The organism is Candidatus Skiveiella danica (genome assembly GCF_022705245.1).
Classification (GTDB): Bacteria; Pseudomonadota; Gammaproteobacteria; order Burkholderiales; family Burkholderiaceae_C; genus Skiveiella; species Skiveiella danica.
Window position 1 is genome coordinate 236348 of sequence record NZ_JAKJEW010000001.1, and the last position, 13492, is coordinate 249839.

The following is a 13492-nucleotide window of genomic DNA, read 5'->3' on the forward strand; positions in this document are numbered from 1 at the left end:
AGGGTGCGGCGGACACCGCTCAGGTTCAGGGCTGCTCGTCTGAGCCAGGAACCTGGGTGAAGCGCGCAGGCCGCTTCTCAAAGAATGCGGCGATGCCTTCCCGAGAGTCTGGCAGCAGGGATGCGGTGGCCATGCGCTCCACCGCGAAGTCATAAGCATCATCCTGTGGCAGGTCCACCTGCCGATAGAAGGCCTGCTTGCCAAGCTCCTTGGACAGTGCGCTGCCACGGGTGGCCCGCTCGATCAGATCCCGGGTTTCGGCTTCGAGCCGATCAGGGGCAACGGCCTTGTTGATGAGTCCCCAGTCGGCCGCGGTGGCCGCATCGATGGCATCGCCGGTCATGGCCATCTCCAGGGCGCGCTTGCGGCCCACGTTGCGCGCCACCGCCACCAGCGGGGTGTGACAGAACAGGCCCGCCTTGCCGCCGGGAATGGCAAACATCGCAGTGCTGGCGGCCACCGCGAGGTCACAACTGGCCACCAACTGGCACCCGCCGGCCGTTGCCAGCGCGTGGACCCGCGCCACGACGGGCTGCGGAAGGCTCTGGATCGTGTTCATCATCGTGGTGCACACCCGGAACAGTTCACGCGCCTGCTCCAGACCTGCGCCCGCCATGTCGGCGAAATCATGGCCGGCGCTGAACACCGGGCCGTTGGCGGCCAGAATCACCCCGCGCGCGTCGGTCCGCGCGATCGCCGTCAACGCGGCTGTCAGTTCGCGCATCACACCCAGCGACAGGGCATTGCGTTGATCGACGCGGTTCAGCGTCACCGTGGTGATCGGCCCGTCGGCCGCGACAAGGAGATGCTCGTAGCTCATGGCCGCATTTGCTACGGGCGGCCTTTTCAATGCATGGCCTGCGGGTCAGGCCACGCCGTTGGCCTTGAACCAATCCAGCGCGCGCTTCCAGCCGTCGTCTGCCGCTTCCTTGCGGTAACTGGGCCGGTAGTCGGCGTGGAAGGCATGCGGTGCATCGGGGTAGACCACGAATTTCGACGCCCTGGCCGCCGCGTCGCCCGAAGCCAGCGCGACTTTCATCTTCTCGACCGTTTCCAGCGGGATGCCGGTGTCCGCCCCGCCGTAGAGGCCGAGCACCGGCCCGGCCAGATGGGCGGCGATATCGATCGGGTTCTTCGGCGTGAGGTCGTTCTGAGCGCCGACCAGGCGACCATACCAGGCCACGCCCGCCTTCACGTTCTTGTTGTGGGCCGCGTACAGCCAGGTCTGGCGTCCACCCCAGCAGAAGCCTGTGACGGCCAGTTTCCTGACGTCACCGCCGTTGGCCGCGGCCCACTTCACGGTGGCGTCGAGGTCGCCCATGACCTGGGCATCCGGCACCTTGGAGATGACTTCGGCCATGAGCTTGGCCATTTCACCGTAGCTCTGGGCGTCACCCTGGCGCTGGAACAGCTCGGGCGCAATGGCCAGGTAGCCGGCCTTGGCGAAGCGGCGTGTCGTGTCGGCGATGTACTCGTGCACACCGAAGATCTCGGACAGCACCAGCACCACGGGCAGCCCGGTCTTGCTGGCGGGCGCGGCCCGGTAGGCAGCCATCTTGAAGCCGTTGACGTCAATAGTCACCTCACCGGCTGTCAGGCCCTCACTGGACGTCTTGATGGCTGTCTGCGCCATGATCGGCAAGGTGGACGCGGCATAGCCCACGCCCAGCGCCGCCTTGAGCGCGGTGCGCCGGGTGGCGCCGGCCTCGGTGGAACGGCCGGGCAGCAAGGCATTGAATTCGGATTGAAGGTCTTCGCGCAGCATCGTCGGGACTCCGTGGGTGGGGTGATGTTGGGTGGAAAGTGCGACCCAAGCCTGGAGACAGGCTGAACCGTGCTGCCAGTCTATTGGAGAACAATGGCCGTTGTGCGCACGAGGGTTTCCATCTGCACATCGCGGTACCAGACGAAACCGTCCGGTATTTCGTCAGTGCGCCTGGTCCCAGTTCGGCCCTACACCCACCTCGGCCAGCAGCGGCACCTTGAGCTGGGCCACACCGGCCATGAGGCGGGGGATCTCCACCCGCAGCCAGTCCACCTCGGCCTCGGGCACCTCGAACACCAGTTCGTCGTGCACCTGCATGATCATCTTCGTGCCGCGCTGTTCGGCGTCCAGCACCTGCTGCACCGCCACCATGCTCATCTTGATCAGGTCCGCCGCCGTGCCCTGCATCGGCGCATTGATCGCCGCGCGCTCGGCGCCGCTTCGCCGCGGTCCATTGGGCGAGTTGATCTCCGGAAGGTACAGGCGCCGGCCGAACACCGTCTCCACGTAGCCCTGGGCCTTGGCCATCTGCCTGGTCTCGTCCATGTAGCGCTTGACGCCGGGGTAGCGCTGGAAATAGCGGTCGATGTAGGCGGCGGCCGCCTTGGTCTCGATGTCGAGGTTCTTGGCCAGGCCAAAGGCGCTCATGCCGTAGATCAGACCGAAGTTGATCACCTTGGCGTAGCGGCGCTGCTCGGAACTCACCTGCTCCGGCTCCAGGCTGAACACCTCGGCCGCCGTGGCACGGTGCACGTCCTGCCCATCGGTAAAGGCGCGCAGCAGGGCCTCGTCGCCACTGAGGTGCGCCATGATGCGCAGTTCGATCTGGCTGTAGTCGGCGCTGGCGATCAGGCTGCCCGGTGGCGCGACAAAGGCCTCGCGCACGCGCCGGCCCTCGGGCGTGCGGATCGGGATGTTCTGCAGGTTCGGGTCGTTGCTGGACAGGCGCCCGGTCACCGCTACCGCCTGCGCGTAGTGGGTGTGCACGCGCCCGGTGCGCGGGTCGGCCAGCTGGGCCAGTTTGTCGGTGTAGGTGCCCTTGAGCTTGGCCAGGCCACGGTGCTCCAGAATCTTGGCGGGCAGCGGGTAGTCCTCGGCGAGCTTCTCCAGCACCTCCTCGTCGGTGCTGCGCGCACCGGTGGCAGTCTTTTTGATGACGGGCAGGCCGAGCTTGTCGAAGAAGATTTCACCCAGCTGCTTGGGGCTGCTCAGGTTGAAGGGCTGGCCGGCAATCGCGTAGGCCTCGTTCTCCAGCGCCACGATGCGCTGGCCCAGTTCCTGGCTCTGGCGGGCCAGCGTGGGGGCGTCGATCAGCACGCCGTTGCGCTCGATGCGGTACAGCGTCTCGCTGCTGGCGATCTCCAGCTCGTAGATGGCGCGCAGCTTGTGAGCGGCCTGCAGCCGGGGCCAGAGCGTGCGGTGCACGTCCAGCGTCAGGTCGGAGTCCTCGCACGAGTACTGCGCTGCCCGGACGACGTCGACCTGCGCGAACGGGATCTGGTGCGCACCCTTTCCGCACAGCTCCTCGTAGCTGATGCCGCCGCGGCCCAGGTGGCGCTCGGCCAGGCTGCTCAGGCCGTGCGGCTTGTGCACCTCCAGCACATAGCTCTGCAACATGGTGTCGTGGGCGTAGCCCTGCACCTCGATGCCGTGATTGGCAAAGACGTGGCGGTCGTACTTGATGTGCTGGCCCAGCTTGGGCCGCTGCGGGTTTTCCAGCCAGGGCTTCAGGCGCGCCAGCACCTCGTCGAACGGCAGCTGCTGCGGTGCGTCCGGGCCGTCGTGGCGCAGCGGGATGTAGGCGGCCTCGCCGGGGGTTACGCTGAAAGATATACCGACGATCTGGGCGCGCATCTCGTCGAGCGAGGTGGTTTCGGTGTCGAGCGCGACCAGGTCCGCCGCTTCAACCCGGGCCAGCCAGGTGTCGAAGGCCTCCCAGGTCAGGATGGTGTCGTAGGTTTTGGCAGAGACCGCCGACGTCGCCGGGGCCGGATCGTCAAACAGGCCCATGTTTGCGCCCTGCTGCACGTCGGCGCGGCCGGTTGCGGGCGCGGGACCGGCGCCGGATGCGCCCGCATCGCCGCCCAGCGCCCTGGCCAGGCCCTTGAAGCCGAATTTCTCATAAAAATCACGCAAACCCAGCGTTTTCTGGTCATTGATAGCTATCGAATCTAGAGCAGGCAGGCCGTCGATCCAGTCGTCCAGCGCACAATCGGTCTTGACCGTCAGCAGCGATCGCGCGGTCGGGAGCCAGTCCAGTGCCTTGCGCAGGTTCTCGCCGGCGGCGCCCTTGATCTTGTCGGCGTTGGCAACCACGGCGTCGAGCGAGCCGTATTCCTGCAACCACTTGGCGGCCGTCTTCGGGCCGACCTTTTCCACGCCGGGCACGTTGTCCACCTGGTCGCCCACCAGGGTCTGGAAGTCCACCATCAGGCGCGCCGGCACGCCGAATTCGGCCACCACACCGGCCAGGTCGCGCCGGCGGCCGTTCATGGTGTCGATGATGGTGATGTGCTCATCCACGAGTTGGGCCAGGTCCTTGTCGCCGCTGGAGACAATCACCTCGATGCCCTGGCGCGCGGCGGTGACGGCCAGCGTGCCGATCACGTCGTCGGCTTCCACACCGGGCACATTGAGCACCTTCCAGCCCAGCAGGCGCACCACCTCGTGGATCGGCGGAATCTGCGCGCGAAGGTCGTCGGGCATGGGGCTGCGTTGCGCCTTGTACTCGGGGTAGATCGCGTCGCGGAAGGTCGGACCCTTGGCGTCGAAAACGCAGGCGGCGTAGTCGGCCCGCACCTCCTTGCGCAACGCCTGCATCATGTTGATCATGCCCCGGATGGCTCCGGTGGCCGGACTGGAGGGGTCGCCGGGCACGGCGCGCAGGTCGGGCATGGCATGGAAGGCGCGGTAGAGATAGCTGGAGCCATCCACCAGCAACAGGGTCTTCTTGTCGTTCATGGCCGCATTGTGCATGGGCCGCCGCCCGCGCGCGCGCCCCTACAATCCTCACTGGCGCCGGGAGACCGGGGTCTTGCAGCACATGGCGTGCCGCGATGCCCCAGTGGCTTGTTTTTCAAAGAAATAGCCCATTTCCCATCGTCAAATGGTCACTAGCAGCTATATTTTCATGAGCATTTCGCGTTCGCAACCTGCCTGTACGGCGGTGCGCCGCGGTGCCCACAACCCTCCATTGAACGATGGCCGTATTTACCGAAGTCACCCCGGATGAGGCCCAGCGCCTCCTGAGCGAACTGCATCTGGGCCAGCTCAGCGAACTGCGCGGCATCGAGGGCGGCATCGAGAACACCAATTACTTTGCCACCACCAGCGCAGGCCCTTGGGTGATGACGCTGTTCGAGCGCCTTTCGTTCGAGCAGCTGCCGTTCTACCTCTACCTGATGAAGCACCTGGCGCGGCACGGCATTCCGGTGCCCGATCCGGCGGCCAACGACCAAGGCGAAATCCTGCACAGGGTCTGCGGCAAACCTGCAGCGGTGGTGAGCCGCCTGCGCGGCAAAAGCCAGCTGGCGCCCGACGTGAGTCATTGCGCTGCGGTTGGCACCATGCTCGCGCGCATGCACCTGGCCGGACGCGACTTCAACCGCCACCAGCCCAATTTGCGCGGCCTGCCCTGGTGGAACGAAACCGTGCCCGTGGTGCTGCCGTTTCTCGATCCATCGCAGGCGGCGCTGATCCGCAGTGAATTGGCCTTCCAGAACCACATCGCGGCCTCCAGCGGCTATGCCGCCTTGCCACGCGGGCCAGTCCATGCCGACCTGTTCCGCGACAACGTGATGTTCGACGGCGCGGAACTCACCGGCTTCTTTGATTTCTATTTCGCGGGCGTCGACACCTGGTTGTTCGACATTGCCGTCTGCCTGAACGACTGGTGCATCGACCTGGCCACCGGTGCGCACGCCGCCGATCGGGCCCGTGCCTTCCTGGACGCGTACCGCGACGTGCGCCCGCTATCGGCTGCGGAGCGGCACCTGCTGCCCGCCCTGCTGCGCGCCGGCGCGTTGCGTTTCTGGGTTTCCCGGCTGTGGGACTACCACCTGCCCAGGGAAGCCTCCATGCTGAAACCCCACGACCCCACCCACTTTGAACGGGTGCTGCGCCAGCGCATGGCTCACCCGGTAGCGGCCTGACATGAAACTCAATATCGTTCCTGCGCGCACCGGCCTGGTCTGGGTGAAGCTCGGCATCACCACCTTCTTCCGCCAGCCGCTGGCCTTCGCCGGCCTGTTCTTCATGTTCATGGCCCTGATGTCCGTGGCGACCCTGGTGCCCTTCGTGGGCAGTGCGCTGGCCCTGACCCTTCTGCCGGCAGCGACGCTGGGCCTGATGGCGGCGACGCTGGAAGCCAGCAAGGGCAAGTTCCCGATGCCAACGATCCTGATCAGCGCCTTTCGGGCCGGGCGTGAGCGGATGCGGGCCATGCTGACACTGGGCGCCTTCTATGCGGTGGGCTTTCTCGCCATCATGGGCATTTCGACCCTTTTCGACGGCGGCAAGTTTGCCCGTCTCTATCTGCTGGGCGGCAAGATCACGCAGGAACTGGTCTCGGCGCCCGATTTCCAGACGGCCATGTGGGTCTCCACGGCGCTGTACCTGCCGCTTTCCATGCTCTTCTGGCACGCACCGGCGCTGGTGCACTGGCACGGCGTGTCCCCCATGAAGAGCCTGTTCTTCAGCATCGTGGCCTGCGTGCGTAACGTGGGCGCCTTCACGGTCTACGGGCTGGCCTGGCTCGGCGTGTTCATCGCCGCCGCGCTGGTGGTGATGCTCGTCGCCGGTGTGGTCGGCAGCGCCGATTTCGCCGCTGCGGCCATGGTGCCGCTCATGCTGCTGCTGGCATCGATGTTCTTCACCTCGATGTATTTCACGGTGCGCGACTGCTTTGTCACCGACGAGACCGAAACACCTGGGAACCTGTGACGCGCGAGCAAGCAGCGGCAGGGCATCCATGCCATTGACCCGATGGTGCCCGGTCAGAGCAGCGGGCTCATCATCTGCACCGCGTTCTCCAGCGTGCGCCGCCACCAGGGGCGCGCCAGCCATTGGGCCTGATCGATCGGTGTGGACCGGGCCGCATAGCGCGCCTGCAGCTCGCGGGTGGCCGCAGAAAAGTCCATGTCATACGCGATCAGCGAGACCTCGAAGTTGAGCTCGAAACTGCGCAGATCCAGGTTGACCGTCCCAAAGATCGTGACCTCGCCATCGATCACCATGCTCTTGGTGTGCAGCAACCCGTCACCAAAGCACAGCACTTCGACGCCGGCTGCCAGCAGGTCGTTGAAATAGGCATTGCCGGCATAGCGCACCAGCATCGAGTCCACGCGCGCCGGCACGATCAGCACCACCCGCACGCCGCGCATCGCCGCCGAACGCAGGGCCGTCAGCAAGGCCTCGCTCGGAATGAAATAGGGCGTGGTCAGCACGACTTCGCGCCGGGCCGAATAGATCGCGGCCAGAAGCAACTGCTCGATGTGCCGGCTCGACGACTGCGGACCACTGGGGAAAATCTGGACCAGGCTGGAGCCGGCGGGCGGCAGGTCGGGCGGGGGCGGGGGCGCGAAGTCGGCGCCGGTCTGCAGGGCTGTGAGCGACAGCGAGACGGCCTCCAGCGCCCAGGCGGCCGGCCCCTCGACACGCACCATGGCATCCACCCACTCGCCGACGCCCGCATCCTGCTTGAAGAAACGCGGATCTGCGATGTTCATGCTGCCGGTATAGGCGATGCGCCGGTCGATCACCGCGATCTTGCGGTGATCGCGCAAATCAAAACGCACAAACAAGGCCCGCAGCGGGTTCACCGGCAGAACCTCGACCACCTTCACTCCGGCCGCCCGCAGTCGGGCGACCGATTCGGACTTGAAGAACGGGCGGCTGCCCAACGAATCCATCAGCGCACTGCACGCCACCCCGCGCTGCGCCGCCCGGGTCAGCGCGGCCACGAAATCGTCCACGAACCCACCCGCACTCCAGATGTAGAACTCGGTATGAACCGAGGCCGTTGCCGCATCGATATCCGCAATCAGTGCCTGCATGCTCGATTCGCTGTCGGGCAGCAGCTGCAGGCGATGCCCGGCCATCAGGGGCATGCCGACCGCCCCGCTGGCCAGCCGGCAGATGCCCTGCGCACCCGGTGCCAGGCTGTCAGGCGCCGAGAGGCTGGCGGCCGGAATGCCGCGCGCCCATTCGAGCACCTGGGGTTGCATCGCAATGGCGCGGCGCATCCAGGTCCGGCCCAGTCGGCGCTCGCCGATCAGGAGGTACATCACCACGCCCACCACCGGCACCAGGATCACCAGCAGCAACCAGGCCAGCGCACTGCCATTGGTGTTGCGCCGGGAAAACAACCGAAGGGCAACCGCCAACAAAACGGCCACGTGAAGAAGGGTCAGCAGGCTGAAGTCCATGGCCGGAGTGTAGTGTCCGGCAGGAGAAGGCGTCACCACGCAGGAGCGACCGTCAGCGCCCGCGCCTGATGCAGAATGAGGCCTTCGCGGATTGAGGAAACCGACATGAAGACATCCATCACCCTGGCGATCGCCCTGCTACTCTTCCCCTTGCTCGCCGCTGCCCAGAAGCCGATCTACCAGTCCACAGACAAGGCGGGGCCCGTCTTTTCAGACACGCCGACGCCTGGGGCCACGCAGGTCGATCTGCAGCCGATCAATGTGATCCAGACGCCGAAGGTCGCCCCATCCTCCCAGCTACCGCAAGCGCCGGCGGCCGCCTACGGGCAACTGCTGATCACGTCGCCGGCCAATGGCGACACGTTCTGGGTCAATTCGGGCAATCTCCAGGTTCAGGTGTACCTTCAGCCGCCGTTGAACTCCACCCTGGGCGACACCTTGCGGCTGCGGGTCAACGGCAACCCGCTGCCGCGCAGCTTCACTTCGAACACGATCAACGTCACGCAGGGTGATTTCAACCTGGCCGCAGACGCCGACAATATCCAGCAAACCGTGCAGGTGGCCGTGGTCGACACCGCCGGCAAGGTCCTGATCGAATCACCTTCAATCAGCTTGTTCCTGCGCCGGCACATCCAGTACAACCGGGTCGCGCCCCGCCAATGATGTCGGCCTGATCGCCGCCGACCTTGGCCGGTACGGTGTTCAGATCGGCGTGAGCTTGGCCACCGACAGCGCCAGCCACTTCACGCCATGGCGGGGGAAATCCACCTGGGCACGCGCATCATCGCCCGTGCCTTCGATGGCCAGCACTTTGCCTTCGCCGAACTTGTTGTGAAACACCTTCTGGCCAGCCTTCAGGCCGTGCGCGGGGTCGGCTTTCTGGGGCGGGACCGGCGGACTCCGGAAGCTGTCGGCGTTTGCGCCAAAACTGCTGCGGCCCCAGGACGGCTGCGCCACGCCACCCGGAACGCCCCCGTACCCGGTGCCCAGGCCGGCTCCAAATCCCTGGTTCTTTGGCGTGATCCACTTCAGCGCCGCCTCGGGCAGTTCGTCGAAAAAACGGCTCTTGAGGTTGTAGCGGGTCTGGCCATGCAACATGCGGGTCTGCGAATGGCTCAGGTACAGGCGCTTGCGGGCCCGCGTGATGGCCACATACATCAGGCGGCGCTCTTCTTCGAGCCCTTCGTAGTCGCTCATTGCGTTTTCGTGGGGGAACAGGCCCTCCTCCATGCCGGTGATGAAGACGCAATCGAATTCCAGCCCTTTGGCGGCGTGCACCGTCATGAGCTGGATCGCGTCCTGCCCGGCCTGGGCCTGGTTGTCGCCTGACTCCAGCGCGGCATGGGTCAGAAAGGCCGCCAGGGGGCTCAGGGTCTCGCCGGTCTCGGCGTCCGGCGCCAGCACCTCGGCGGGCGACGCGGTGGCCGCCGCAGGATCCAGCCCCTGACTCACCGGGCTTTGCGTCAGCGCGGCCCCCAATTCGTCCACCGGCAGCGCCACCGCATCGCGTCCAAAGCCCTCCTGCGTGACGAAGCTTTCCGCCGCGTTCACCAGTTCTTCGAGGTTCTCGATGCGGTCGGCACCTTCACGGTCCAGCCGGTAGTGCTCAATCAGGCCGCTGTGGTCCAGCACCAGTTCGATGATCTCGCGCAGGGTCAAGCCTGCCGTTTGTTCGCGCAGCACGTCGATCTTCGCGACAAACGCGCCGAGGTTGACGCCCGCCTTGCCCGGCACGGCGCTGACGGCGTCGTGCAGCGAGCAGCCGGTGTCCCGCGCCACGTCCTGCAGCTGCTCCAGGCTGCGCGCGCCGATGCCGCGCGGCGGGAAGTTGACGACGCGCAGGAAGCTGGTGTCGTCGTTCTTGTTCTCGAGCAGCCGCAGGTACGCCAGCGCATGCTTGATTTCGGCACGCTCGAAGAAACGCAGTCCGCCGTACACGCGATACGGCATGCCTGCATTGAACAGCGCCGTCTCGATCACCCGACTTTGTGCGTTGCTGCGGTAGAGCACGGCGATTTCCTGGCGTTGCAGGCCATCGCCTTTGACGAGCTGGCGCATTTCCTCGACCATCCATTGCGCCTCGGCAAAGTCGCTGGTCGCCTCGTACACCCGCACCGGCTCGCCGGGACCCTGGTCGGTGCGCAGGTTCTTGCCCAGGCGTTTCTTGTTGTGGGCAATGAGCTCGTTGGCCGAATCGAGGATGTTGCTGAAGCTGCGGTAGTTCTGCTCCAGCTTGATCTGGTGCCGCACATCGAACTCCCGCACGAAATCGGCCATGTTGCCGACACGTGCACCACGAAAGGCATAGATGCTCTGGTCGTCGTCGCCCACGGCCAGGACCGCGCTGCACGCATGGTCGGCGGCTGCCTCGCCCTGCCCCGCGATCAGCTTGATCCAGGCGTATTGCAGCTTGTTGGTGTCCTGGAACTCGTCGATCAGGATGTGGCGAAAGCGCCGCTGGTAATGCTCGCGGATCGGATCGTTGTCGCGCAGCAGCTCATAGGAGCGCAACATCAGCTCCCCGAAATCCACCACGCCTTCGCGTTGGCACTGGTCTTCGTAGAGCTGGTAGATCTCGACCTTCTTGCGCGTTTCCTCGTCGCGCGCCTCGACCCCATGGGCGCGCAGGCCTTCTTCCTTGTTGCCCGATATGAAGTACTGGATCTGCTTGGGCGGGAAAAGCTCGTCGTCGATGTTGAACTGCTTCATCAGCCGCTTGATGGCCGAGAGCTGGTCCTGCGTGTCCAGAATCTGGAACGCCTGCGGCAGGTTGGCCAGCTTGTAGTGCGCACGCAAGAAGCGGTTACACAGGCCATGGAAGGTGCCGATCCACATGCCCCGCACGTTCAGTGGAAGCATGGCCGTCAGCCGCGTCATCATCTCTTTCGCGGCCTTGTTGGTGAAGGTCACGGCCAGAATGCCGCCCGGCGAAACCTGCCCGGTCTGCAGCAGCCAGGCAATGCGCGTGGTCAGCACCCGTGTCTTGCCCGAGCCGGCACCTGCCAGAATCAAGGCGTGCTCAGGGGGCAAAGTGACGGCGCTGCGCTGTTCCGGGTTGAGATTGTGTAAGAGCGGGGAATCCTGGGCGACTTCTGGGAACATCCATGGATTGTAGAAAGCCCCGCCCCGAAATCCCGTCATTCAGGAGCCGTCGTTGCCAATTCCTTCTGTCTGCGGCTCCTGGCCGCGCTATCAGGCTGCTGTCACCGGACTGCGTCGTGCCGGTCTGGCATTTGCTTGTTGCATCGCCACCCTGCCCGCTGGCGCTTCGCCTGGAAGCCCGTCATCGTGCTCCAGCGAAGGGCATCGCCCACCCAACGGCTTGGTCGATCGTTTCATCAACGCCGATTGTGCCGACTGCTGGACCCGCCAGCCCGCACTTCGGGCCGGTCCGCGCGCCGTGGCGCTGGACTGGATCGTGCCGGGCACCCAGCAGGAGGACGCACCCCTTTCGGCGGCTGCAAGCCGCGACGCCTTGCTGCGCCTTCAGACGCTGAACCTGTCGGCGCCCAGCACCTTGTCGTCCGCCGCGCAGGCATCGCTTCCGGTCGCCGGTTGGATCTTGCGCGTCGCACACGGTCAGGCGCTGGGCGGGTACATCGGCGCATCGATCGAGTTGCGCATGCCCGGGCCAACGGCGCCACCGGTCAAAGCCTGGCTGGCGCTCGTTGAGACCTTGCCCGCAGGCACCGAAGGCTCGCCCGTTCGGCGCAATCTGGTCCGAAATGTGCTGATCCCAGCGTGGGATGGTCAGGAGACGCTATCAAACCAGAACCGATTGCGCTTCTACGAATCGCGCCCGATGAGCATCCCTGCGGGCGCCCGGCCTGAACGCCTTCGCGTCGTGGGCTGGGTGGAAGATGCGAAGGGGCGCATCCGGGCGATCGCTCAAACGCAATGCACATCGGACGGTGAACGCTGGTAGAATCAATCACCGGGCCCAAGCTTCTTGCGCCCGGTTTTTTGTGCCTGCTTTTCTGGCAGCCTCACAAGACACCGGTCCCAGGCCAAGCGCTCACCTGTTCAATCAACAGCCTTCTGGCGCCTGGAAATCACATGGAAATCTTCGACTACGACAACATTCTTCTGCTGCCACGCAAGTGCCTGGTGGAGAGCCGCTCCGAGTGCGACGCCGGCGTCGAGCTCGGCGGACGGAAGTTCCGCATCCCCGTGGTGCCGGCCAACATGAAGACCGTCATCGACGAAAAGATCTGCGTCTGGCTGGCCGAGAACGGCTATTTCTACGTCATGCACCGGTTCGACCTGGACAACGTGCAGTTCGTGCGCGACATGCGAGCGCGTGGCGTCTACGCATCGATCTCGCTGGGCGTGAAGGCCCCCGACTACGCCGCCGTAGACCAGATGGTGGACGAGGGCCTGATCCCCGAATACATCACCATCGACATCGCACACGGCCATGCCGACAGCGTGAAGAAAATGGTGCGCTACCTGAAGGCCAAGATGCCCTCGGCCTTCGTCATCGCCGGCAACGTCGCCACGCCGGAGGCCGTGATCGACCTCGAGAACTGGGGTGCCGACGCCACCAAGGTCGGCGTGGGCCCTGGCAAGGTCTGCATCACCAAGCTCAAGACCGGCTTTGGCACGGGCGGCTGGCAGCTGTCGGCGCTCAAGTGGTGCGCCCGTGTGGCGACCAAACCCATCATCGCCGACGGTGGCATTCGCAGCCATGGCGACATCGCCAAGAGCATCCGCTTCGGCGCTTCGATGGTGATGATCGGCTCGCTGTTCGCGGGCCACGAGGAGTCTCCAGGCAAAACCGTCGAAGTCGATGGTGAACTGTTCAAGGAGTACTACGGCTCGGCCAGCGACTTCAACAAGGGTGAATACAAGCACGTCGAAGGCAAACGCATCCTGGAGCCCATCAAGGGCCGGCTGTCCGAAACGCTGATCGAGATGGAGCAGGACGTGCAAAGCTCCATCAGCTACTCGGGTGGCCGCAAGCTCATGGACGTGCGCAAGGTGAACTACGTGATCCTGGGCGGCGACAACGCCGGCGAACACCTGCTGATGTGACACCCGGGCGCGTTTTCGGCGCGTCGTGAGCCCTTTCCCATGGCCCCCTCAAATTCCAAGTGCAACACCCCATTTCAGAACTGGAGGTTCAGCATGAAGGAAGATCGGAAATACGAACACTTGAGCTATGAGGAACGCAGCACCATAGCGTTGGGGTTACAGCAGGGGATGAGCGTGCGGGCCATTGCCCGAGCGCTTGGACGCTCGCCCTCGACCATCAGTCGTGAAAGCCGGCGCAATGCGCCGGCAGCCCCCTACAACTGCAAGT

11 protein-coding genes are annotated in these 13492 nt (G+C 65.1%); 6 read left to right on the top strand and 5 right to left on the bottom strand.

The features are described from left to right. Positions 1 to 25: 25 nt before the first annotated feature. The 3 genes from ACMUOY_RS01130 to polA all read right to left on the bottom strand — a co-directional run bounded on the left by ACMUOY_RS01130 (position 26) and on the right by polA (position 4726). Positions 26 to 820, bottom strand: a complete 795-nt coding sequence (locus tag ACMUOY_RS01130; RefSeq protein ID WP_413890202.1) for an enoyl-CoA hydratase-related protein — start codon at positions 818 to 820, stop codon at positions 26 to 28. 45 nt (positions 821 to 865) lie between these two features. Further along, the gene (locus tag ACMUOY_RS01135) at positions 866 to 1765 is read right to left on the bottom strand and encodes a dienelactone hydrolase family protein (RefSeq protein ID WP_413890204.1); all 900 of its coding nucleotides are present in this window, start codon (positions 1763 to 1765) and stop codon (positions 866 to 868) included. A 162-nt stretch (positions 1766 to 1927) separates the two neighbouring features. After that, entirely contained in the window at positions 1928 to 4726 is a 2799-nt protein-coding gene (polA, locus tag ACMUOY_RS01140) for a DNA polymerase I (RefSeq protein ID WP_413890206.1), read from the bottom strand. A 239-nt stretch (positions 4727 to 4965) separates the two neighbouring features. Between polA and ACMUOY_RS01145 the strand changes: the two genes are divergently transcribed. Continuing rightward, complete coding sequence (locus tag ACMUOY_RS01145) at positions 4966 to 5916, top strand: homoserine kinase (RefSeq protein WP_413890208.1); 951 nt, start codon at positions 4966 to 4968, stop codon at positions 5914 to 5916. A gap of 1 nt (position 5917) precedes the next feature. After that, complete coding sequence (locus ACMUOY_RS01150; protein WP_413890210.1) at positions 5918 to 6706, top strand: BPSS1780 family membrane protein; 789 nt, start codon at positions 5918 to 5920, stop codon at positions 6704 to 6706. A 53-nt stretch (positions 6707 to 6759) separates the two neighbouring features. On the opposite strand, the gene cls is transcribed toward ACMUOY_RS01150, so the two are convergent. Continuing rightward, positions 6760 to 8190, bottom strand: coding sequence for a cardiolipin synthase (gene cls / locus ACMUOY_RS01155; protein WP_413890212.1), 1431 nt, complete (start codon positions 8188 to 8190; stop codon positions 6760 to 6762). Between the two features lie 105 nt (positions 8191 to 8295). Between cls and ACMUOY_RS01160 the strand changes: the two genes are divergently transcribed. Further along, entirely contained in the window at positions 8296 to 8853 is a 558-nt protein-coding gene (locus ACMUOY_RS01160) for a hypothetical protein (protein WP_413890214.1), read from the top strand. A gap of 39 nt (positions 8854 to 8892) precedes the next feature. Here the strand turns inward: ACMUOY_RS01160 and ACMUOY_RS01165 are convergent, their stop codons facing one another. Continuing rightward, entirely contained in the window at positions 8893 to 11292 is a 2400-nt protein-coding gene (locus tag ACMUOY_RS01165; RefSeq protein WP_413890216.1) for a UvrD-helicase domain-containing protein, read from the bottom strand. A gap of 52 nt (positions 11293 to 11344) precedes the next feature. Between ACMUOY_RS01165 and ACMUOY_RS01170 the strand changes: the two genes are divergently transcribed. The 3 genes from ACMUOY_RS01170 to ACMUOY_RS01180 all read left to right on the top strand — a co-directional run. Then, positions 11345 to 12115, top strand: coding sequence for a hypothetical protein (locus ACMUOY_RS01170; RefSeq protein WP_413890218.1), 771 nt, complete (start codon positions 11345 to 11347; stop codon positions 12113 to 12115). Positions 12116 to 12246: 131 nt separating this feature from the next. Then, positions 12247 to 13224 (top strand): guanosine monophosphate reductase, encoded by a 978-nt coding sequence (locus tag ACMUOY_RS01175; RefSeq protein ID WP_413890220.1) that lies wholly within the window; start codon positions 12247 to 12249, stop codon positions 13222 to 13224. Positions 13225 to 13317: 93 nt separating this feature from the next. Then, positions 13318 to 13492 (top strand): helix-turn-helix domain-containing protein (locus tag ACMUOY_RS01180; protein ID WP_413890242.1); only part of this gene is annotated, 175 nt, incomplete at its 3' end.